Here is a 21,390-nt window from a genome sequence, read left to right as displayed (position 1 = left end):
TTAGAGTTCCAGCTCCATGACGAAATCGTGTTCCACGGTGTCGCCGAGTTTGAAGGACTTGGTGCCCACTTTTTGGAAGCCGCTCTTCTCATAGAAGCGGATGGCCTTCGCGTTCTCGCTGTTCACGCCGAGCCACACCCCGGCTGCGCCCTTATCCCCGGCATGTGCCAACGATGCCCTCATGAGCTGCGATGCAGCGCCCTTGCCGTGGTGGTCCGGGTGGACGTAACACTTGCTCAACTCGGTTGAGGGGAGCGCTGACAGTACGGCTGCGACCTCGGGATCGGTAGCCGGCTTCGCGATCAGCATGGTGTACCCCGTGAGCTGACCGTCGTCGTCGAGTACCAGGATGGTGATGTTGGCATCGGCGAGGTAGCCCTCGAAGTTGGACTCGCTCAAGGTCTTTTCGAGGTGGGCCTGGATGTCCGCCGGGGACGAGCCCGGCGGGCACGCCAACGGAAAGGTGACGGCGGCCAGCTCAGCCAGCTTCCCGGCGTCGTGGGTTGTTGCGGTGCGGATGGTTTCGGCCATGGTTCCCCCTTGCGAGTTTTTGTACAGGTAATGCCCCTAAGAACGAATCTTAAGGGCATTAGCTGTACGAAAACTCCTAGTCCGCCTTGACGGCCAGGACCGGGCAGTCCGCCTCCAACAGGATCCGCTGGGAGACGCTGCCCATGATGAGCTTGCCTACCGGGCTGCGGCGGCGAAGGCCGATGACAATCAGGCTGGCGTCATTCTCGTCGGCCGCATCCAGGACTTCGGCTGCCGCGTCATGGCCGCGAACCGGCTGCTTGATGATGTGCTGGATGCCTTGGTCAGCGAGCCGTTCTTCGATGCTTTGGATGTCCGGCCCCTGGGCGTACCGGTTATCCACCAAGGCGTCGCCCTTGGAAGAGTTGATGACCAGCAGGGTTTCGTTGCTCTTCTTGGCCTCGGTGATGGCTTGCGTCAGTGCCGCTTCGCCTTCCGGTGTGGGGACGTATCCCACCACGATGGTCATGGTTTCTCCTGCTTCTGGTGGGTTGTTGTGGTCGGGTCGCCAGCCTGCGCGGGTGACTCCGCTTCGCTGCGGGCTGACTGCTCAGACGGTCCGGCGAAGGCTGCCACTGGCCGGTTGCGCCGGATGAGCTTGAAGATGAACGGCCACACCAGGATGATCGCCACGATGATGTACACCACGATCGCGATTGGCTCGCTGAAGAGGCCCGCGGGATCGCCGGCGCTCAGCTGGAGCGTCTTGCGGAGCTGGCCTTCGATGCGCGGACCCAGGATGACTCCGAGGATCAGCGGCAGGACCGGAAGACCAAAGCGACGCATCATGAAGCCAAGAGCGCCGAGTACCAGCAGGATCACCAGGTCGAAGGCCTGCAGGTTGACCGAGTAGGCGCCCAAGGTAGCGAAGAAGAGGATGCCGGCGTAAAGGTACGGGCGGGGGAGTTGCAGCAGCTTGGCCCAGACCGGTGCCAGGGGCAGGTTGATGAGCAGCAGCAGGAAGTTGCCGATGAAGAGGCTCGCAATCAGTGCCCACACCAGCGGTCCTTGGCTGGAGAACAGCTGCGGACCCGGTTGGATGCCGTAGGACGTGAAGGCGGCAAGCATGACGGCGGCTGTTGCGTTGGTGGGCAGGCCGAGTGCGAGCAGCGGCGTCATGGTTCCAGCAGCTGCCGCGTTGTTGGCAGCTTCCGGTCCGGCGACGCCTTCGATAGCACCTTTGCCGAACTCTTCGGGGTGCTTGGTGAGGCGCTTCTCCGTGACATAGGAGAGGAACGTGGGGATCTCGGCGCCGCCGGCGGGCAGGGCACCGAACGGGAAGCCAAAAGCGGTGCCGCGGAGCCAAGGCTTCCAGGAGCGGCCCCAGTCCTTCTTGCCCATCCACGGGCGGCCAACGGGAATGACGTGGAGCGGGGTGCGGCGCAGGTGGGCAGCAACCCAGAGGGCTTCACCCACGGCGAAGATTGCAACAGCAACCACCACGATGTCCAAACCGTCCACCAACAGGGGCTGGCCGAAGGTCAGGCGGCGTTGGCCGGTCACCGAGTCGATGCCCACGAGGCCGATTGCCAGGCCGAGAGCCAGGGACGCAAAGCCGCGGAGCCTGGACGAGCCAAGGACGGCGGTCACTGCAAGCAGGGCAAGGACCATGATCGCGAAGTAGCTGGGAGCTCCCAGGCTGACGGCGAATTGGACCACGATGGGCGCGAAGACTGCCAGCAGTGCGGTGCCGATGGTGCCGGCGATGAACGAGCCGATGGCTGCCGTGGCAAGGGCTTGGGCGGCCCTGCCGGCTTTGGCCATCTTGTTGCCTTCAATGGCCGTCACCACCGAGGACGATTCACCTGGAGTATTGAGGAGGATCGAGGTGGTGGAACCGCCGAACATGCCGCCGTAGTAGATGCCGGCGAACATGATGAAGGCGCTGGTGGGCTCCAACGCAGCGGTCACCGGAAGCAGCAGCGCCACGGTCATGGCCGGGCCCAGTCCGGGAAGGACGCCGACGGCGGTACCGAGGAGTACGCCGATCACGGCGAACAAGAGGTTCATGGGGGTCAGGGCGGTGGCGAAACCGTCCATCAGGGAGGACCAGACGTCCATTAGAGGATTCCTTCCAGGAGCCCGGCCGGCAGTGCGATGCCCAGGCCAAGGTAGAAGCCGTAGAAGGTCAGCAAGGACAGGGCGACGGAAATGAGGGCGTCACGGATGTAGCGGCGGCTGCCGAGGGCCAGCACACTGCCCCAGAACAGGACGGTGCCGGAGATGACCCATCCGGCCCAGTCGATGAGCAGGATGTTCAGGATGAACGCGCCGGCCAAGGGGAGGACGGTCTTCCAATCGGCGGGGTGGGCCAGGTCAACGTCTTCGCCGCCTTCGGCTTCACCCTTGCCGCCGCGCAGGACGTTGATGGCGAGCAAAACAGCGCAGATGATCAGCAGCCCGGAAACAATGAACGGAACAGTCTTCGGGCCCACCGGGTCCGACTGCGAGTACGGGGTCACCAGGCCGTTCGCGTCCAGGAAGACCAGGACGCCGACCACGCCGAGCAGGAGGGCTACCCCCAGCTCGGCGCGGCCTTTAAGGCCTGTGGCTATGGAGCTCACGCCAACCCGAGCTTGGTGAGGACATCCGCCACGCGCTTGTCCTGGTCGGTCAGGAAGGTCTGGAACTCGTCACCGGTAACAAACGCATCCGTCCAGCTGTGGGTCTTGAGTGCTTCCTTCCAGCCGGCGGAGGCGTGCATCTTCTCAAGGGCGGCGATGAGGGACTTCTTGTCGTCCTCGCTGATGCCCGGAGGGGCCACAACGCCGCGCCAGTTAGTGAAGACCAAGTCAATGTTGGATTCCTTCAGCGTGGGAGCATCCACGCCGTCCAAGCGGTTCTCGCCACTCGTGGCCAGTACGCGGATTTCGCCGGACTTGATCTGCTGCAGGTACTCGCCTGCACCGGAAGCGGCGAAACCAAGCTTGTTACCCAGGATGGCGGGCAGAAGGTCGCCACCGCCGTCGTAGGAGACAAAGTTGACCTTGGTGGCGTCGATGCCAACGGCGCCGGCCAACTGCATCGGCAGGAGGTGGTCAGGGCCGCCAGGCGAGGATCCGCCGCCCACTGCGATGGAAGCGGGGTCGGCCTTCCAGGCCTTCACCAGGTCATCAATGGTCTTGTATGGGGAGTCCTTGCCGACCATGATGGCGCCGGGTTCCTCGATAAGTTTCGCCAGCGGGGTGGTCTCCGTCAGCTTCGACTCGGACTTGTTGGTGTAGCTGGCTCCAACCACGCCCAAACCCATGAGCATGGTGAGGTCGCCGTTGCCCTTTTCATTGACGATGCGGGCCAGGCCAACCGTGCCACCTGCACCGGCAAGATTGAATACCTCGGTATTGGTGGAGATCTTCTCGTCATCCAGGACTTTGGCCGCTGCGCGGGCTGTGGTGTCATAGCCACCGCCCGGAGTGTTGGGGACCATGATCTGGAGTCCGGTCAGGGGCCCGGCCGCGCCGGAGCTTTCAGAACCGGGGGAGTTCTTGCCTGTGGCGCCACAACCGGTGGCCATCAGGGCGATGCCGGCTGCGACGGCGGCGACTCGCAATGCGCGGAGGTGGCGCATGGTGTTCCTCTTCTCATCTTTGAAAATGCGGGTGCAGGGCGATGCCCCGTTGATTTGATGCTAGGCGCGTAAGTGACAGGCATCACTCTTGTGTTCGCAGTGATCTTTAAGTTCATTGCGTTCACGGTTTCCTGGTGCATTCCGGCCCTCTGAGCTGGTCTTCCGTGCCACTGGGGTCTTCTGTGCGGCTGGGGTATAGTTCCGATACGCCACGGGGGAAGCTGTTGCCTGCCCCTGCTCACTGGCACCATCAAAGGAACCCAGCAAGTGACTCGCCTGACCCGACTGCCTCGAAGAAGAGGAATGTCCCTGGCCGGACAGTACCTTCTGCTGCAGTTGCTGATCGTCCTGGCTGTACTTGTGGCCGTCGTGGCCATTTCACTGGCCCAATCCGCCGCCACGTTCGAACGGACTGAAGGCCGCAGGGCACTCCTCGCTGCCGAAGCATTAGGCAGCAACCCCACGGTCCGTGCGCTGCTCCCTGACGCCGAACCGCGCGTCGGTTCAGCACTCCCGGCCGTGGCCGAATCCGTGCGCACCGTCTCGGGCTCATCCCATGTGGCACTGGCCAAACTGGACGGCACCGTAGTGGCATCATCCGATCCCAGCCTGCTGGGCCGGGCCCTGCCATTGGGCGACAGCCAAGTGATGGAAGGACGGGCCTGGACAGGCGTCTTGCCGGGCAGCAGCGGTGCCGTGCTCTCCGCCCATGTCCCGGTCCTGGATGATTCCGGAAAAGTCATCGGCGTAGCATCCGTCAGCAGGAACTACCCCTCCACCATTGAGCGGCTTGGTGACGCCGTACCCAATCTGCTCACCTATTTGGGTGTCGCCAGCGTCCTGGGAGTGGCGGGATCCCTCCTGTTGTCCCGCCGCGTCAAACGGCAAACCCTGGGCATGGAACCGCGGGAAATCACCGGGCTGGTGGAAAACCGTGAAGCGATGCTGCAGGGCCTGAAGGAAGGCGTGGTTGCTTTGGATCCCCACGAGCGCATCACCGTGGCCAACCAGAGTGCCCGGCAGCTCCTTGGCCTGCCACCGGATTGCGTCGGCAAGAAGCTCCGGTCCCTGCACGTGGATCCCGCGCTGAAAATCGTCCTGACCCGCGAACAGTCCGACCCCGATCAACTGGTACTCGTAGGGGAGCGGTTGGTGGTCATGAACCGTGTGGCCCTGCGCTCGCACGGCCGGGACATCGGTTCGGTGACAACGCTGAGGGACCGGACCGAGCTGTCATCCCTGGAAAGCGAACTCGGTGCCACCAGGACGGTCACGGACACCCTGAGGGCCCAAGCACACGAGTTCGCCAACCAACTCCACGTCATTTCCGGCCTCATCCAGATTGGCGAATACGACTCCGTGGTGCAGTTCGTCAACGGCGCAACAGTGGACCGCACACGGCTCAACGACGACGTCACCAGCCGCATCGAAGACCCTGCGCTCGCCGCCCTCCTCATCGCCAAAGCCAGCCTCGCCACCGAGCGCGGCGTGGAACTTCAGCTTGACCCGCAGTCCGCGCTGCCCCGCGTGGACGAAGAACTCTCGCGCGACCTCACCACTGTGGTGGGAAACCTGGTGGATAACGCGTTCGACGCCGTCACAGGCCGCGCCGGGGCATCGGTCCGTGTGTTGGTGGTCAACTCCGCGGACGGCGTAAATGCCCAGGGCGGCGTGACGGTCACGGTCCGGGACAACGGCCCGGGCGTCCCATCCGACGCCACTGAGGACATCTTCCGGCAAGGGTTCTCCACCAAGGACCCGGGTCCTGGTGATGCCAGGGGATTCGGGCTGGCGTTGTCGAGGGTGATCTGCCGGCGGTCCGGGGGCGATCTCTCCGTGTCCAACGACAATGGGGCAGTATTTACTGCGCGGTTCAGCACGAGCGACTCAGGCGTCAACAAAGGGGCACATCTACGGTGATCAAGGTTCTGATTGTGGACGACGACTTCATGGTGGCCAAGGTCCATGCAGGCTTCATCCAGCGAACACCGGGGTTCGGGGTGGTAGGCGTGGCACACACCGGCGCCCAGGCCTTGGTGGAAACCGGGCGGCTCCAGCCGGACCTGGTGCTGCTGGATATCCACCTCCCGGACATCAACGGCCTGGATCTCATGCATCAACTCCGTGACGTGGCTCCGGACCTGGATGTGCTGGTGATCAGCGCCGCCCGGGAAGTGGAAACGGTGCGCAAGGCGCTCCGTGGCGGGATTGTCCACTACCTCATCAAGCCATTCTCCCAATCCGATCTGCAGGAGCGGCTGGAACACTACCTCAGCGCCTACCAGGGGTTGGACGCGTCCAAGGTGGAGGCCGAGCAATCAGACGTGAACCGCGTTTTCGGGCTGGGAATTTCCGAGCGGACCCTGCCCAAAGGCTGCAGCGTGGAGACCCTGGAACTGGTGGAATCTGCCCTGAAATCAGCGCCGGGGGACCTCTCCGCCGCTGAGCTGGCCGAGCAACTCGGGACCTCGCGAGTCAGCGCCCGGCGTTACCTTGAGTACCTCCACGACGAGGGGGCGCTGGAGGTCAGGCTCAAGTACGGCGTCGGACGCCCTGAACGGCGATATGTTCTGAAGGGGCGGTAGATCGCTCTTCCGCTAGGGAAGTTCAGTCCAGTCCTTGCCAACCGGGTGGGCATGGTCAATGAAGTTGCCCGCGATAATTTCCAGGGCGGGATCGACTTCCGCGCCACCGCCATCTTCCGCCGAATGTCCGCGAAGGTGAGTATCGGCGTCGTCCTTGGGGAAGTAGCCCATTCTCTCGCCTGGCCCGAACGGGACTGTGGAGCGGCTGTTTCTCGACGATCCCCACACCAGGTGGAAACCGGGCTCGGTGATGCTCATGGATGCTTCCACCAGACGTGCTGCATCGTCGGGCGAGAACCAGGTGAAGGCATGGCGCGGAGTGGTTGGCTTGTCGCTGAATTCCATGATCCGCGCTGCCACTACGCGCATGCCGAAGCGGTCCGCGTACATGCTTCCCAAGGCCTCGCCGGCTGCCTTGCTCACTCCGTAGAGTGTGTCCGGGCGTGGCGGCAGGACGTCCATGGTGCCGGCGGCTTGAAGCGTGTTGAAGCCCACGCAGTGCAGGGAACTGGCAAAGAAGACGTGGGACACACCGGCTTGGCGGGCGCTCTCAAACGCGGTGTAGGTGCCGGTGATGTTGGTCTCGGCGAGTTCGGGCCAGGGCCGCTCGGAAGGATCGCCGCCCAAATGGATCAGCGCTTTGGCGCCGCGGCATGCCTCTGTGGTTCCTGCCGGATCGGTGACCTCAACGCGACGGAACTCCTCATTGGCTCCAATCGGCTGGGATGGTTCCGTCACATCCAGCAGCCGAATGGTCCGGCCGGGCTTTTGCAATCGCGGACGGAGGGCTGAAGCGATGCGGCCGGCACCGCCGGTGATCACCACGATCTCTTGGTCTGGCATGTCTCCTCTTCCTTGGGTCCTCTTTCACCGGCTAGGCGCCCACCGTCTTCAGATAGTTCCGGATCCCGTCCACCACCATCTGGTGGTCTTCGTCCGAGGACAGGCCGGACACCGTGATCGCGCCAATCACACCGGCGCCTCGTACGCGGAGGGGGAACGAGCCGCCGTCGAGCGTGTAGTCCTCCGGAGCCAGCCACCCGCCTCCCAGTGGGTTGCGCTCGGAAAAGCGCTCACCCAACAACGCCGTGCTGTGCTCGAATCGCAGCACGGCGGCAGACTTGCGGCGGATCCACTCTTCCTGATCGGCCGTGGATCCTGGCAGGACACAGCGGAAGAGGACCAGATTATGCCGCCTGATATCGATCGCCACTCCAAACCCTGAAGCGATGGCGTGGTTGGCGATCAGGGAGCCGAGCCGCCAGGCATCGTGGTGATCGAAGGAAGCGAAAACCAGCTCTTCTTCCTGCTGTTGGAGTTCGGCGAGGCGTGCGGAATCGGACATCAGTCATTTCCTTCCAGGGCGGCGTCGGCGTCGTACCGCAGCCCGATCTGCTCCCGGATCTGGTCCATGGCCGCCATGATGGCCACGGTTTCGCTCGGCGGGAGGATGGTTCCGGCAGTTTCGCCGCTGCGGATGAGGCGCTCCAGTTCTGCCGCCTGGTACTGCATGCCGCGGCTGGTCACGGGCTGGTCGTAGCGTTCAACAACAGTGCCATCAACGGCAAATACCGTGAAGGGGACCGGGTTGTACCAAGTGGACTCAATGTCGATCCAGCCCTCTGTGCCAATGACCATGGACCGGTTGGCGCTGGCCGCATCCAGCTCACAATCAACAATTGCTTGAGCTCCGTTGGCGTACTCGAAGATGGCTGCCGTTTGGCGGTCCACGCCGGTGGCTGACATTGAGGCGCTGGCCTTGATGGACGCCGGCGTGCCCAGGATGTCGAAGGCAAAGGAGATCGGATAGATGCCCAGGTCCAGCAGGGCTCCACCACCGAGCGCGGGATCATTGAGCCGGTGGGCGGGGTCCTTGGGGAGGCTCTGGTTGTGGGTGGCCACCACCTTGCGCACCTCGCCAATGGTCCCGGCCGCGATGAGCTCCCGGATCCGGATCATGTGCGGCAGGAACCTGGTCCACATGGCTTCCAGGGCCACGAGCCCCTTGGATTCCGCCAGGTCAACGATCTCCTGTGCCTGCCGGGCGTTCATGGTGAACGCCTTCTCCACCAGCACGTGCTTGCCCGCATTCAACGCCAGCAGGGCATTTGCGTGGTGGAAAGGGTGTGGCGTGGCCACGTAGACCACGTCAACCATGGGGTCGGCCACCAGATCCTCATAGCTGCCGTGCGCAGTGGCCACGCCATGCTCATCGGCAAACAACTGGCTCGAGTCCAGCGAACGGGACCCCACGGCCTGAACCGTAAAGCCGTTCTCCTTCAAGTCCTTGGTTTGGAGCCCGGCAATAAACCCGGTGCCGAGAATGCCCCAGCGGATGGTGCCATCGGAAGTGCCATTGCTGAGGGTCACGTGGCTAGTCCTTGCTGCTGAACGCGGCGTCGAAGGAGGTTTGCGACGCCGGGAAGTCGAACTTCTTCAGCGCGGCGAGGGCTTCGGGTGCGCCGTGGAGGCGGTCCATTCCGGCGTCTTCCCATTCCACCGAGATGGGTCCGTCGTAGCCGATGGCGGTGAGGGTGCGGAAGGACGATTCCCACGGCACATCGCCGCGTCCGGCGGAGACGAAGTCCCAACCACGGCGGGGATCGCCCCAGGGCAGGTGCGAGCCCATCACGGTGTTCCGGCCGGTGGGACGGAGCTTGGTGTCCTTGCAGTCCACGTGGTAAATCCGGTCCTTGAAGTCCCAGATGAAGGACACAGGATCGATTCCCTGCCACATGAAGTGGGACGGGTCCCAGTTCAGGCCGAAAGCAGGCCGGTGGCCGATCGCTTCGAGGGTCCGGACGGTGGTCCAGTAGTCGTAGGCAATTTCGGAGGGGTGGACCTCGTGGGCGAAACGGACACCGCATTCGTCAAAAACGTCCAGAATGGGGTTCCAACGGTCGGCGAAGTCCTGGTAGCCGGCCTCGATGACCTTCTCCGGGACGGGCGGGAACATGGCCACGTACTGCCAGATGGAGGAGCCGGTGAACCCGACGACGGTGTCCACGCCGAGCGCTTTGGCGAGCCGGGCGGTGTGCTTCATTTCCTCGGCGGCGCGCTGGCGGACGCCCTCGGGCTCCCCATCGCCCCATACCCGGGAGCCAACAATGGCTTCGTGGCGGAAGTCGATGGGGTCATCGCAGACCGCCTGGCCCTTGAGGTGGTTGGAGATGGCCCAGACCTTCAGGTTGTACTTCTCCAGGACGGCGAGCTTGGATTCGACATAGCCGGGTTCATCCCAGCGCCAGGCGTCCAGGTGGTCTCCGGAGACGGCGATTTCCAGGCCGTCATAGCCCCAGCCGGAAGCGAGCCGCGCGACTTCCTCGAAGGGGAGGTCGGCCCACTGGCCGGTGAACAGGGTGTACGGGCGGGGCATGTCAGGCTCCTTCAGTAACGGACGTGTTGAGCAGGATCAGTGAGCTTTTGGCTGCCGCGGACTCTTCCACGGCGGCCAGGATGTGCTGGACGTTCAGTCCGTCTTCGAACGACGGCGACGGCGCCTCACCGGCCGCGATGGCGTTGAGGAAGTCCCTAATCTGGTGGGTGAACGTGTGTTCCCAGCCGATGATGTGGCCCTGCGGCCACCAAGCGCCCACGTACGGGTGCTCGGGTTCGTTGACCAGGATCCGACGGAATCCCTGTTCGCGGACGGGCACCGTGGTGTCCATGAAATTGAGCTCGTTGAGGTTTTCCAGGTCGAAGGTCAACGATCCGAGGGAACCGTAGATTTCGATCCTGAGGGAGTTCTTCTGGCCGGTTGCCACGCGGGAGGCTTCCACCGAGGCGATTGCTCCTGAGGCGAGTGAGAGGTTCACCCAAGCGGCGTCGTCGACCGTGACATCCTCCAGGCCTTCAGCACCGGGGCGCTGGTCAACAAAGGTCTGCAGGCGGCCGGAGACCTCGGTGACGTCATCATCCAGAAGGTAGAGAATCTGGTCGATGGCGTGCGAGGCAATATCGCCCAGGGCGCCGGACCCGGCGGTTTCCTTCCGGAGACGCCAGCTCATGGGGGACTCGGCGTCGGTCAACCAGTCCTGCAGGTACGCGGCGCGAACCTGCCGGACGGTGCCGAGCCGGCCCTCCGCAATGAGCTCACGGGCCAGGGCAAGCGCAGGGACGCGGCGGTAGTTGAAGCCGATCATGGACTGCACGCCCCGGGCCCGGGCTTTTGCGGCGGCTGCTGTCATCAACTCGGCCTCGCCGAGGGTGTTGGCCAGCGGCTTCTCCACCAGGACGTGTTTGCCGGCCGCCAGCGCCGCGGTGGCGATTTCGGCGTGCATCCAACCCGGCGCGCAGATATCGATGATGTGGATATCGTCCCGATCAATGACCGAACGCCAATCCGTGGCGGACTCGGCCCAGCCGTACTTGGCAGCAGCTTCGGCAACGGCGTCGGCGTCCCGGCCTACCAGCACCTTCTGCTCGAAGGCCGGGACGTCGAAGAAACTGGCCACGTTCCGCCAGGCATTGGAGTGTGCCTTGCCCATGAAGGCGTAGCCGATTACCGCAACGCCCAGCGGCGTCTTTTCAGAGGTAGTCATAGTGTTCCTCGCCGGTGCTTAGAGCGTCGCGGTTTCGGGAGCCCAGTCCTCGGGGAGGGCAATTGAAGTGGGAGCGTTGCTGGTGACGTCCACGAACGTGCCTGATTCCACCGACTCGGTGATGGAGACCATGGCGTCCAGCACATGGTAGGCCAGTTCGCCGGTGGCGCGGTGCGGGCCGCCATTGCGGATGGCCCGGGCCATGTCCAGTGCGCCCATACCCCGGCCGTTGGCGGGTCCGGTGGCAGGAATGATTTCCGGTTCTTCCGCGCCCGGACGCCACAGCTTCAGGTCGCCGTCAAAGTAGTTCGGGTCCGGAAGGGACAGGGTGGCCTCGGAACCGGTGATTTCCACGAAACCCATCCGCTGGCGCGGGGACTCAAAGGAGAACACGCTGTGGCTGGACTGGCCGCCTTCGAACTGCGCCATGGCGGAGACGTGCGTGGGGACCTCGACGGCGAATTCCTCGCCGGCCTTGGGGCCGGAACCGATGATGCGGGTCGCTTTGGCGGAGGAGCCGACGGCGGCCACCTTGCGGACCGAACCGAAGGTCTGGATCAGGGCGGTCAGGTAGTACGGGCCCATATCGAACAGGGGGCCGGCACCGTGCTGGAACAGGAACGCCGGGTTCGGGTGCCAGGATTCCGGACCGGGGGTCTGGAACGTGGTCATGCCGGTCAGCGGCGTGCCGATGTCCCCGCGCTCGATGATGCGGCGCGCGGTCTGGAGGCCGGCACCCAGGAAGGTATCCGGGGCGGTGCCCAGGCGGATTCCCGCGGCGTCGGCGGCCTTGAGCAGGCCCAGCCCGGATTCGCGATCCAGGGAGAAGGGCTTCTCGGTCCAGACGTGCTTGCCTGCCTTGACAGCGGCCGTGGCCACCTCGACGTGGGCTGCGGGGATGGTGAGGTTGATGATGAGCTCGACGTCGGGATGGTTCAGTGCCAGCTCCGGCGTACCGAATTCGGCGATCCCGTATTCCTTGGCGCGGGCCTCGGCGGTTTCGACGAAGAGGTCTGCGATGACCAGGACTTTCAGGTCCGGGAAGACCGTGAGGTTGTCCAGGTACTGCTTGCTGATGTTGCCTGCGCCGATGACGGCTACGCCTACGGGGCCTTTGCGGGTGGAAGGGGAGAAGCTCATGCCTGTGCTCCTTCTGCTGCCTGGGTGCCGGCTGCCTGGGTACCGGCTGTTTGGGTGCCGGCTGCGTCGGCGCTGGCGGCGGCGGTCAGGAAGGCCAGGCTCTGGGTGATGCCCTCGAAGATATCGCCGGAGTAGTCATCGAACTCCACCACTCCTACTTCCAGGGACTTCGCGGCTGCAATGACGTCCAGAACCGGAACGGTGCCCTGGCCTGCCGGCTGCTGGGCCTTGGTGTCGGTGGTGGCCGGGCCGTCCTTGATGTGGATGAGCTTCACACGGTCGCCCAAGCGGGCCAGGAGTTCCACGGGGTCCTGGCCGCCCACGGCAACCCAGTAGGTGTCCACTTCCAGGACCAGTTCCGGATCCAGCAGACCCTCAAGGTACTCCAGGGCGGTCTTGCCCTCGATGATGGACTCCAGCTCCCAGGCGTGGTTGTGGTAGCCCACGCGGATGCCGTACTCAGCACCCTTCTTCGCTGCTGCGTTGAGCTTGGCGGCGGTGGCCTGGATGTCCTCGGCGGACTGCCAGTGTTCGGCCGGAAGGAACGGATCGATCACCGTGGTGATACCCAGTTCCTTGGCCGCGGCAAAGATTTCATCCTGGTCCTGGGACAGCAACGGGGCGTGCCCGGACGGAGCGGTCAGGCCGTTCTCCTTCAACGCAGCACCCAGTTCCTTGGCCGTGGCCACGAAGTTGTACGGCTCTACCTGGGTGAAACCGATCTCGGCAACTTTCCGGATGGTTCCCGGCAGGTCCTCCTGAAGAGCGTCCCGCAGGGTATACAGCTGGATCGAATAAGACATTGGATTCCTTTTCCGGGGAGGTTTGTTCTGGAATTTTGGCGAGATGGCGCCAGTCTAGTGAGCGCCCGGCGAGGGAGCTACAGCCTGCACCAACGAACCGTTGTTATGCACTCATTTCAGCCTAGAGGGACTTTTGTCGAGCGTCTAGCAAAAGTTGCAATAATTCCGACAAACTTCCGTTGGATGACATGCATAAGCAATCGTGCTTCACTAATTGGATGACAACGACTGCCGGAACTGACGCCGGAAACAGCTCCGCGCCAGAGGCCGGCAATCTCTCACGTGCCGGGAATCTTTTCCAGCTTCTCCGCGACGGCAAAGCCCGCACCCGCGCTGAGCTCGCCGAAACCACCGGACTGGCCCGATCCACCGTGGCCTCACGCATCGATTCGCTCATCAACTCCGGCCTCGTCGGACCTGCCGGCGAAGCGACCTCCACAGGCGGCAGGCCGCCGTCGCGCTTTGCCTTCAACCCGGCAGCGCGGGTGGTCCTGGCCGTCGACGTCGGAGCTACCCACGTGATTGTTGCCGTCACCGACCTCGGCGGCAACGTCTTGGCGGAGCGACGATTGGGGCAGGAAGTTGCCGACGGACCGGACATCGTCCTGGGCCGGGTGGTCACCGCGGGCCGCGAGCTCCTGGCCGAAGCCGGGCGGGCGCTGGGTGACCTCGCCGGAATGGGAATCGGGCTGCCGGGTCCGGTGGAACACCATTCCGGGCGACCCGTGAAGCCACCCATCATGCCCGGCTGGGACGGATTCGACGTCGTCGCCTACGTTCAGCGCTCCCTGCCGGTTCCCGTCCTGGTGGACAACGACGTCAACATCATGGCCCTCGGCGAGCGCACTGCCTACTGGCCGGACAACCTGAACTTCCTTTTCGTCAAGGTCGCCACGGGCATCGGCGCCGGCATCATCAGCAGCGGACAGTTGCAGCGGGGCGCCAACGGCACCGCCGGCGATCTCGGCCATGTCCGGGTGCCGCGCGGCGACGACGTTCTGTGCCGTTGCGGCAACCACGGGTGCCTGGAGGCGCTTGCCTCAGGTCCCGCCGTCGCACGTCAACTGCAGGCGCAGGGGCTGGACGCTTCCAGCGGTGCGGACGTCCTGCGGCTTGTGGGTGAAGGCAACCTGCAGGCGATTCAGGCGCTTCGGCAGGCCGGGCGCGACGTCGGGGACGTGCTGGCCACAGTGGTCAACCTCCTCAATCCGTCCATCATTATCATCGGCGGCAGCGTGGGGGAGGCCGGCGAGCACCTGGTGGCCGGGATCCGTGAGGTGGTCTACCGGCGGTCGCTGCCGCTGGCCACCACGCACCTGCGCATCGGCATTTCCATGGCCGGGCAGCGGGCCGCGATCCTCGGCGCGAGCCACATGGTCACCCAGCACGTCCTGTCGCCGGCCGTGATTGAGGCCACGCTTCAAGCAGCGGGTTGAGGCTTGCCGGATGCCGGTTGGCGGGTAGCGCCGTGATAGCAATGAAAGTGATGAAAACGCTTCCTGTCCTTTTTCGGTCCGCCCGGTGAGCCAGTTCCTCGCGAAGATTCCACGCGGCTGGCTGATCCTTGCGTGCATCGGCCTCATAGCTTTGAACATGCGGGGGCCGTTTGTGGCCGTTGCCCCCGTGGTGGATTCACTCCAGCAGGACCTCGGATTCTCGCCGGTTGAACTCGGACTGCTGACCGGCATCCCCGTGCTGTGCTTCTCCCTGGCTTCGCCTTTGGCTTCCTTGGCGGGGCGTCGCCTCGGCGCCGAGGTCGCCGTAATGCTCACGCTCCTTGGTGTCCTTGCCGGCGTGATCATCCGCTCCAGCGGTGGCGGCGCTTCGGTGATGGTGGGCACGGTCATCATTGGTGTGGCCATCACCATCGGCAACATCGCGGTGCCCCTCATCATCCGGAGAGACTTCGCCCCACGACGCCAGGCGACAGCGATGGGTGTCTACACGGCTGCACTCAATGTTGGCTCGTTCCTCACCTCCGTGGCCACGGCACCATTGGCGGAGCTGGTGGGCTGGCGGCTGGCCTTGGCTGCGAGCGCGTTGTTGGCTTTGGCGGCGATCCTGTTTTGGGTGCCCACCGTGGGTGCGCGGAAGGCGTTTGTTCCCCTTGCGGTTCCTGCTCCACCTGCCTCGTTGTCGGGACCGGTTGCGGGGGTGCGGTGGCTGACGGTCGGCCTCACTCTCGGCTTCGCCGGCCAGGCCTTTTCCTACTATGGGGTCACCGCCTGGCTGCCGAGCTTCCTGTCCGACGAACTCGCCATGGGCACTGCCGACGCCGGCGCGGGATCTTCACTGTTCCAAATCTTCGCCATTGTGGGCGGCTTGGGCGTGCCGCTCCTGGCCCGTTTCGCCAGTACGACGACGGTGGCGGTCACCTTGAGCGCGCTGTGGCTGACCGTTCCCGTGGGTTTGTTGCTGGCACCTGATTTCTGGTGGGTGTGGTCCTCATTGGGCGGAGTGGCCCAAGGTGGCGGGATCACGGTGATCTTTATTGCCATCATCAAGTTTGCCCAATCCCAGGCAGCCGCCGGCAAGATGTCCGCCGTGGTGCAAGGGGTGGGCTACTGCTTTGCTGCGCTGGCTCCCACCGTTGTTGGCTTCGTGCACAGTGTTACCGGCGGCTGGACTGTTCCGCTGCTGGTGATCCTTGGCTCGGTGCTCGCGTTCTGTGTGTGCACCACGTTGTCCGTGCGCTGGGTGGCCCGGCAGCGCTAGGTCCGCTGCGGGGCCGGCGCGCTTGCTGCGCGGGTGAGTGCCGCCGTCGTGCTGCGCGGGTGAGTGCCGCCGTCGTGCTGTGTCCGTTTAGATGGGTAGCTGTGGATTAGACGGTAGGAATCGCCTGATCCGCAGCAAGCCATCGAAATGGGGTGGGCCCCGGGGTCCGATTCGGGGGTTCGCTGCGAGGCGCGCCGTGCGTACGGCATGATCCGCAGCAAGCCATCGAAATGGGGTGGGCCGGCGATGGGCATGGGTAAGCCCCGCTGCCGGGCTGCCTCCCCGACGGTCGGGGTCACTTGTTGCGAAGAGTGCAGGCAGCCCAGCGTCGGGGCTTGATGGGTGTCGCTACCTCAGGTCATGGGGCCTAGGCGGCGACGAGTTCCTCCTCCGTGGCCTCTTCACGGGCCTCGGTGAGGAAACGGGCGTACGCGGGGATGGTCAGGAAGGTGGGGAATTCCTCGGCCAGGGTGACCTCTTCAAAGATGGCGCGGGCATCCGCGAACCGGTCTCCGTCGAAGCGTTCCAGGCGGGCGTATTCCTCGTCCAGCATGTCCTCAACCCATTCGCGGGTGATGATGTCGCCCTGCTCCGTGATGGCGTGCGAGTGGATCCACTGCCAGAGTTGCGAGCGGGAGATCTCGGCGGTGGCGGCGTCTTCCATGAGGTTGTGGATGGCCACTGCTCCGTTGCCCCGCAGCCAGGACTCGATGTAGCGGATGCCTACCTCGATGTTCAGGCGGACCCCGCCCTCGGTGATGGTTCCCTCGGTGCTGGCGATGTCGATCAGCGCGCGGTCATCGGGGGTGACGTCCTCGCGGGAGCGGTCCAGCTGGTTGGGGCGGTTTCCGAGAACTGAGTCAAAGACTTCCCGGCATACCGGCACCAGGTCCGGGTGGGCCACCCAGGAGCCGTCAAAGCCGTCGTTGGCCTCGCGGGTCTTGTCCGCACGGACCTTCTCGAACGAGGCGGTGTTGGCGGACTCGTCCTTTCGGTTGGGAACAGCTGCTGCCATGCCCCCAATAGCCATGGCACCACGTCGGTGGCATGCCCTGACCAGCTGCTCGGTGTATGCGCGCATGAACGGCTGGGTCATGGTCACCTGGCCGCGGTCCGGGAGCACAAAGCGCGGTCCGCGGGTACGGAAGTTCTTGATCAGGGAGAAGATGTAGTCCCACCGGCCGGCGTTCAAACCGCTCGCGTGGTCGCGGAGTTCGTAAAGGATCTCCTCCATCTCAAACGCTGCCGTGATGGTTTCGATCAGCACAGTGGCGCGGATGGTGCCCTGCGGGATGCCCAAAAGATCCTGCGCCAGGACAAAGATGTCATTCCACAGCCGGGCTTCGAGGTGGTTCTCAATCTTCGGCAGGTAGAAGTACGGGCCCTTGCCCTGGGCCAGGAGGCGGCGGGCGTTGTGGAAGAAGAACAAACCGAAGTCCACAATGCCGCCGGCAATGGGCTTGCCATCCACGAGCATGTGCTTCTCCGGCAAGTGCCAGCCCCGGGGACGGACCACGATGGTGGGCAGGTCCTCGGCAGCTTTGAGTTTGTACTCCTTGCCCTCAGGGGAGGTGAAGTCGATCCGGCGCTCCAAAGCGTCGGTCAGGTTCAGCTGGCCCTGGATGACATTGCGCCACGTCGGCGTGGAGGAGTCTTCCATGTCAGCGAGCCAGACCTTCGCCCCCGAGTTCAGGGCGTTAATGGTCATTTTCTTATCCACGGGGCCGGTGATCTCCACACGGCGGTCCTCCAAACCCGGAGCCGGGGGAGCCACGCGCCAGCTCGGGTCATTGCGGATGCCCTCAGTTTCCGGGCGGAACCGCGGATCCTGGCCGCCGGAAATCTGGTTGCGACGGGCATGCCGTGCCTGCATCAGCTCCTGGCGACGATCCGCCGTAGCCCTGTGCAACTTGCCAACGAACTCAAGGGCGTCCGGCGTGAGGACCTCGTTCTGCCGGCAAATGGGCTGCGCGGTGATAGTGATGCCATTGATGGTGAAGTTGTCAGTGAAGCTGTTCATTTCAATCTCTCCTTGAGAAGCAAAGTTCGACGGCGGCACTTGGCTGGTTTGGGTCCGGCCTTCGGACCGGAATTGCTCTGCCTGCTATTCCCCTTATGCGGGTCTGACCTCGCTGAGCGAGGACAAACCCTGATAAGGGGGCCCTTTTACGCAGGCTGCCGCAATACCGGCCCCTTCGGCCTGGTGCCTGCCTCCCCGATACCGAGCGACCCAACGGTCGATCAAGGTGATCCGGAAGCGTGCGTAAAAGGGGCCCTATCCCCGCCGTCGACCGAGCTTTGCGAGGTCTATCGACGGGGATGGGGAATAGCACGCGGAGGATTGCCTTGATCGACCTCCGCAGGTAGAGCGTTGCCGGTCCCTGGGCCGGAGGTGACAACCTCACCGGAGCCGGGGACCGCCGTCGGAAGTGGTTAGTGGAACTGGCCTTCTTCGGTGGATCCCACCAGGGCCAGGGTGGATGCGTTCGGGTTGAGCGCTGTGGCGATGTCGTCGAAGTAGCCGGTGCCGACTTCGCGCTGGTGCTTGGTGGCGGTGTAGCCGCGGGATTCGGAGGCGAATTCCTTTTCCTGGAGTTCGACGTAGGCGCTCATGCCTTCACGGGCGTAGCCGTGGGCGAGGTCGAACATCGAGTAGTTCAGGGCGTGGAAGCCGGCCAGGGTGATGAACTGGAACGTGAAGCCCATGGCACCGAGTTCGCGCTGGAACTTGGCGATGGTGGTGTCATCCAGGTGCTTGCGCCAGTTGAAGGACGGGGAGCAGTTGTAGGAGAGCATCTGGTCCGGGAAGTCGGCTTTGACCGATTCGGCGAACTTGCGTGCCAGTTCCAGGTCCGGGGTGCCGGTCTCCATCCAGATGAGGTCGGAGTACGGTGCGTAGGCCTTGGCACGGGCGATGCAGGGCTCGATGCCGTTGCGGACCTTGTAGAAGCCTTCGGCAGTGCGCTCGCCGGTAGTGAATTCCTGGTCGCGCTCGTCAACGTCTGAGGTGATCAGCGTTGCTGCTTCGGCGTCGGTGCGGGCGATCACCACGGTCGGTGTACCGGCGACGTCGGCTGCCAGGCGGGCTGCGTTCAGGGTCCGGATGTGCTGCTGGGTGGGAATCAGGACCTTGCCGCCGAGGTGTCCGCACTTCTTCTCCGAAGCAAGCTGGTCTTCCCAGTGAACGCCCGAGGCACCGGCGGTGATCATGGATTTCATGAGCTCGTAGGCGTTGAGCGGGCCACCGAAGCCGGCCTCGGCGTCGGCGACGATCGGGACCAACCAGTCCTCAACAGTCTTGACGCCCTCGGCATATTCGATCTGGTCTGCGCGGAGCAGGGCGTTGTTGATGCGGCGGACAACCTGGGGGACCGAGTTGGCCGGGTACAGGGACTGGTCCGGGTAGGTCTGGCCGGAGAGGTTGGCGTCTGCGGCGACCTGCCAGCCGGAGAGGTAGATGGCGCGGAGTCCGGCCTTGACCTGCTGCACTGCCTGGTTTCCGGTCAGTGCGCCCAAAGCGTTGGTGTAGCCGCCCGTGGGGGCTTCCTCCGTGAGCTGCTTCCAGAGCTTCTCCGAACCGCGGCGGGCCAGGGTGTGCTCTTCGGAGACGCGACCGCGGAGGCGGACGACGTCGGTGGCCGAGTAATCACGGGTTACGCCTTCCCAACGCGGGTTGGCAGACCATTCAAGTTCCAGCGCTGCGGCCTGCTGCTCTGCGGACTGCTCTGCGGGTTCAAATGATGCGGTCATTTTTATCTCCTATGTGGTGCCCGGGCCGGCCTCCGCTGCGCCTTTGCTGCGTCGGCCGGCTTGTCCGGGATCTGTATTTCTTTTTCGTAAGACCTACTTTTCTGCACTTCCAAGAGGGTTACTAGAGGAAAACTATGGAAAGAAATGCACTTCTTCGCGTATTCTCAAGAAATGTCGCCTGTGAGCTGGAATCGCGAAGTCACATCGCCGTCGTTGTCCGCCGCGTCCCCTGAACTGGACGTCATCAGCCTTGGCCGCCGCGTGCGCCATCTGCGCAAGCAGGCCGGGCTGACGCTGGACGACTTGAGTGCCGCCGTCGGGACCGCGCCGAGCCAGCTGAGCCTGATTGAAAACGGAAAGCGCGAACCAAAATTGGGGCTGCTTCAGCAGCTCGCTGCATCACTGAACGTGACGATCGATCAGCTGCTCGGAGCGGAGCCGCCGAGCCGCAGGGCCGCGCTGGAAATCGAGCTGGAACGGTACCAGCGCGGGCCACTGTATGAATCCCTCAACCTCCCCAAAATCCGCATCAGCTCGCGGCTTCCGCTCGATGTGCTCGAGTCGCAGGTGGGGCTGCTCCAGGAGCTCGAGCGCAAGTTGAATGAGCAAGTCGCGACGCCGGAAGAAGCCCGCCGCGCGAACGGCGAGTTGCGTGCCATGATGCGCGAGCGCGGTAACTATTTCCCAGAGTATGAGGCGGAGGCGCAGAAGGTCCTCAAAGGGGTGGGTTACACCACGGGTCCGTTGAGCCAGCACGTCATTGCGGACATCGCTGAGAACCTGGGTTTTTCCCTTCATCATGTGGGCGATCTGCCTCATTCCACGCGGTCCGTAACGGATTTGAAGAACCGCAGAATTTATCTGACGCAGAACCAGCGCCAGGATCACGATCCCCGCTCGGTCCTCCTGCAGGCGCTGGGCCACTACGTCCTGGGCCATGAAACTCCCCGGAACTACGGCGATTTCCTGGCTCAGCGAGTGGCCACCAACTATTTCGCCGCCGCTCTGTTGCTGCCGGAGCAAGCCACCGTGGAGTTCCTGCAAAAGGCCAAAGCTGCCAAGGAAATCGCCGTAGAGGACATCCGGGATGCCTTCGCGGTGTCCTACGAAACTGCCGCGCACCGTTTCACCAACCTCGCAACCAAGCACCTTGGCATCACCACACATTTCCAGAAGACGCACCAGTCCGGCATCATCTACAAGGCCTACGAGAACGACGGCGTGACCTTCCCCCAGGACCACACCGGCGCCATTGAAGGACAGCCTTCATGCAAAGCATGGACATCGCGCGCGGTGTTCGATGTGCCGGACAAGTTCAGCGCCTACAGCCAGTACACGGACACGCCATCGGGCACTTACTGGTGCACGGCCCGTACGGAGCGCTCGGCTGCCGGTGAGTTCTCGTTGAGCATCGGAGTGCCGTACCAGCACGTGAAATGGTTCCGCGGACGGGAAACTACCGCCCGGGCGACGTCCAACTGCCCGGATCCGAACTGCTGCAAGCGTCCGCCGGAGTCCTTGGCCAATGAATGGGCCGGCAACGCCTGGCCCTCAGCGCGCGCACATTCGCACCTGCTCGCCGCGATGCCTCCGGGCGCGTTCCCCGGCGTGGACGAGACCGAGGTGTACTCCTTCCTGGCCGCCCACTCCGAGCGCTGACCCCCCCGACGCTCTCTCACGTCCCGCGTGCTTGAGCGGATCGCTCTCTCACGTTCCGGCAACATTTGGTGATCCCTCTATCACTTCACGTGAGTTCC

General features: G+C 64.0%; 19 protein-coding genes. 5 read left to right on the top strand and 14 right to left on the bottom strand.

Translation table 11 applies throughout. The annotated features are described in order from the left end of the window. The 5 genes from M1D51_RS18385 to M1D51_RS18365 form a co-directional block, all read right to left on the bottom strand. Positions 1-531: an N-acetyltransferase family protein gene (locus M1D51_RS18385; protein WP_458107520.1), complete on the bottom strand. Its 531-nt coding sequence runs from the start codon at positions 529-531 to the stop codon at positions 1-3. Positions 532-607: 76 nt separating this feature from the next. Next, entirely contained in the window at positions 608-1,000 is a 393-nt protein-coding gene (locus M1D51_RS18380; RefSeq protein ID WP_458107519.1) for a universal stress protein, read from the bottom strand. Then, positions 997-2,592 (bottom strand): tripartite tricarboxylate transporter permease, encoded by a 1,596-nt coding sequence (locus tag M1D51_RS18375; RefSeq protein WP_458107518.1) that lies wholly within the window; start codon positions 2,590-2,592, stop codon positions 997-999. Before M1D51_RS18375 ends, M1D51_RS18380 begins: the two co-directional genes overlap by 4 nt. Beyond that, positions 2,592-3,095, bottom strand: a complete 504-nt coding sequence (locus M1D51_RS18370) for a tripartite tricarboxylate transporter TctB family protein (protein WP_458107517.1) — start codon at positions 3,093-3,095, stop codon at positions 2,592-2,594. Before M1D51_RS18370 ends, M1D51_RS18375 begins: the two co-directional genes overlap by 1 nt. Next, a complete protein-coding gene (locus M1D51_RS18365) occupies positions 3,092-4,099 on the bottom strand; it encodes a Bug family tripartite tricarboxylate transporter substrate binding protein (protein WP_458107516.1) in 1,008 nt (335 codons plus the stop codon). Before M1D51_RS18365 ends, M1D51_RS18370 begins: the two co-directional genes overlap by 4 nt. 303 nt (positions 4,100-4,402) lie before the next feature. Between M1D51_RS18365 and M1D51_RS18360 the strand changes: the two genes are divergently transcribed. Beyond that, complete coding sequence (locus tag M1D51_RS18360) at positions 4,403-6,019, top strand: sensor histidine kinase (RefSeq protein WP_458107515.1); 1,617 nt, start codon at positions 4,403-4,405, stop codon at positions 6,017-6,019. Beyond that, positions 6,016-6,684, top strand: a complete 669-nt coding sequence (locus M1D51_RS18355; protein ID WP_172323692.1) for a response regulator — start codon at positions 6,016-6,018, stop codon at positions 6,682-6,684. The genes M1D51_RS18360 and M1D51_RS18355 overlap by 4 nt, the downstream gene beginning before the upstream one ends. 12 nt (positions 6,685-6,696) lie before the next feature. On the opposite strand, the gene M1D51_RS18350 is transcribed toward M1D51_RS18355, so the two are convergent. The 7 genes from M1D51_RS18350 to M1D51_RS18320 are packed head-to-tail and all read right to left on the bottom strand — an operon-like array spanning position 6,697 to position 13,168. Continuing rightward, positions 6,697-7,527 (bottom strand): NAD-dependent epimerase/dehydratase family protein, encoded by an 831-nt coding sequence (locus tag M1D51_RS18350; protein WP_458107514.1) that lies wholly within the window; start codon positions 7,525-7,527, stop codon positions 6,697-6,699. A gap of 31 nt (positions 7,528-7,558) precedes the next feature. After that, positions 7,559-8,029 carry a heme-degrading domain-containing protein gene (locus M1D51_RS18345; protein WP_458107513.1) on the bottom strand — a complete coding sequence of 157 codons (471 nt, stop codon included), beginning with the start codon at positions 8,027-8,029 and terminating at the stop codon, positions 7,559-7,561. Further along, positions 8,029-9,054 carry a Gfo/Idh/MocA family protein gene (locus M1D51_RS18340; protein WP_458107512.1) on the bottom strand — a complete coding sequence of 342 codons (1,026 nt, stop codon included), beginning with the start codon at positions 9,052-9,054 and terminating at the stop codon, positions 8,029-8,031. Before M1D51_RS18340 ends, M1D51_RS18345 begins: the two co-directional genes overlap by 1 nt. A gap of 4 nt (positions 9,055-9,058) precedes the next feature. After that, positions 9,059-10,060 carry a sugar phosphate isomerase/epimerase family protein gene (locus M1D51_RS18335; protein ID WP_458107511.1) on the bottom strand — a complete coding sequence of 334 codons (1,002 nt, stop codon included), beginning with the start codon at positions 10,058-10,060 and terminating at the stop codon, positions 9,059-9,061. Position 10,061: 1 nt separating this feature from the next. Then, a complete protein-coding gene (locus M1D51_RS18330; protein ID WP_458107510.1) occupies positions 10,062-11,225 on the bottom strand; it encodes a Gfo/Idh/MocA family protein in 1,164 nt (387 codons plus the stop codon). An 18-nt stretch (positions 11,226-11,243) separates the two neighbouring features. Then, on the bottom strand, positions 11,244-12,365 hold the full coding sequence (locus M1D51_RS18325; protein WP_458107509.1) for a Gfo/Idh/MocA family protein: 1,122 nt from the start codon (positions 12,363-12,365) through the stop codon (positions 11,244-11,246). Continuing rightward, entirely contained in the window at positions 12,362-13,168 is an 807-nt protein-coding gene (locus M1D51_RS18320) for a sugar phosphate isomerase/epimerase family protein (protein ID WP_458107508.1), read from the bottom strand. The genes M1D51_RS18325 and M1D51_RS18320 overlap by 4 nt, the downstream gene beginning before the upstream one ends. A gap of 218 nt (positions 13,169-13,386) precedes the next feature. On the opposite strand from M1D51_RS18320, the gene M1D51_RS18315 reads away from it, so the two are divergent. Together M1D51_RS18315 and M1D51_RS18310 are read left to right on the top strand one after the other, a co-directional pair. Next, the gene (locus M1D51_RS18315) at positions 13,387-14,604 is read left to right on the top strand and encodes an ROK family protein (protein ID WP_458107507.1); all 1,218 of its coding nucleotides are present in this window, start codon (positions 13,387-13,389) and stop codon (positions 14,602-14,604) included. 85 nt (positions 14,605-14,689) lie between these two features. Next, complete coding sequence (locus tag M1D51_RS18310; RefSeq protein ID WP_458107506.1) at positions 14,690-15,883, top strand: MFS transporter; 1,194 nt, start codon at positions 14,690-14,692, stop codon at positions 15,881-15,883. 367 nt (positions 15,884-16,250) lie between these two features. On the opposite strand, the gene aceB is transcribed toward M1D51_RS18310, so the two are convergent. Next, positions 16,251-17,903 carry a malate synthase A gene (gene aceB / locus M1D51_RS18305; protein ID WP_458107505.1) on the bottom strand — a complete coding sequence of 551 codons (1,653 nt, stop codon included), beginning with the start codon at positions 17,901-17,903 and terminating at the stop codon, positions 16,251-16,253. Between the two features lie 413 nt (positions 17,904-18,316). Continuing rightward, the gene (gene aceA / locus M1D51_RS18300; RefSeq protein WP_354229111.1) at positions 18,317-19,633 is read right to left on the bottom strand and encodes an isocitrate lyase; all 1,317 of its coding nucleotides are present in this window, start codon (positions 19,631-19,633) and stop codon (positions 18,317-18,319) included. Positions 19,634-19,777: 144 nt separating this feature from the next. Between aceA and M1D51_RS18295 the strand changes: the two genes are divergently transcribed. Further along, a complete protein-coding gene (locus tag M1D51_RS18295; RefSeq protein WP_458107504.1) occupies positions 19,778-21,292 on the top strand; it encodes a helix-turn-helix domain-containing protein in 1,515 nt (504 codons plus the stop codon). The last annotated feature ends 98 nt before the right edge of the window (positions 21,293-21,390 follow it).

It is taken from the genome of Arthrobacter sp. R3-55 (genome assembly GCF_054161505.1).
Note: the sequence above shows the minus strand (reverse complement) of the source record. Positions and strands in the feature narration are given on the sequence as shown.